General features: G+C 43.8%; 1 protein-coding gene and 1 pseudogene. Both read right to left on the bottom strand.

Annotated features, from left to right (window positions below):
* Window positions 1-579 (bottom strand): UDP-3-O-(3-hydroxymyristoyl)glucosamine N-acyltransferase (locus KIV40_RS32490; RefSeq protein ID WP_285353479.1); only part of this gene is annotated, 579 nt, incomplete at its 3' end.
* Window positions 580-584: 5 nt separating this feature from the next.
* Window positions 585-1015: pseudogene (locus tag KIV40_RS32485) on the bottom strand (OmpH family outer membrane protein); the annotation flags it as partial.

The following is a 1015-nucleotide window of genomic DNA, read 5'->3' as shown; positions in this document are numbered from 1 at the left end:
AATCCACTCGCCTTTCTCATTCGCGTAACCAAAGCCATCAGAACCAATCACGGTACTTGATTGAACCAAACATGCTTCACCTAACACCACTTCATGGTAGATACTCACGTTGGCCCACAGCTTAGTGCCTGAGCCAATTTTCGCATTTTTACCGATGAAACAGCCGGCACCAATTACAACGTTATCACCAAGCTCAACACCAGATTCAATCACTGCATTTGCACCGATAGATACGTTAGCACCTAAAACCGCTGACTCAGCAATCACTGCAGAATCTGCGATAGCCGAAGCCGGTTCAGGAGTAGTATCAAGAGCTTGTGCCACTTTGGCAAACGCAACGTATGGGTCATTAACCACAATTACGTGAGTTGTACATAGTTCACGTTCACTCTCTTTTACCATCACAGCAGACGCTTTACATTCAGATAAGTGTTTACTGTATTTTGCATTTGAAAGGAATGTCATATCCCCCTCTTTTGCCTTGTCCATCGGAGCTACAGCCGAGACAACAACGCTGCCTTCACCATGTAACTCACCCCCGGTAATTTCTGCCAATTCGGCTAAAGTCAGATTCTTCACAAAGCTTATTTCAGTGATTTGATTACTTTCTCAGAGATATTGTATTCAGGTTTCGCGTATTGAAGCGTAGAGATGTCTACGATCATGTCGTAGTCCTTCTTTCTCAGCCACTTTTTCTACCGCTTCTTGAATCACTTTAAATAGCTTCTGCTTCTCTTGAGCTTCACGACGTTGGCTCGCTTTCTCTAAAGCTTGCGCTTTGATCTTGTACTTGCTGTCTAGTTGACCTACTTCAATACGTAGCTTTTCAACTTCTTCTGGACCAAGAAGCTCGCCATCACGCTTTAGCTTTTCAATCTTAGTTTGAGCCTCCGCTTGAATGCTCTGCAGTTCAGCCGCTTTATCTTTGAACTCTTCCTGCATTTTTTGAAGAACAACTTCACGCTGAGGTAGAGCTTGGAATACTTGTGCAGTGTTCACGTAGCCAATTTTCTGT

This window comes from Vibrio sp. D173a (assembly GCF_030248475.1).
The sequence above is the reverse complement of the archived record's forward strand: the minus strand, read 5'-3'. Positions and strand labels throughout refer to the sequence as shown.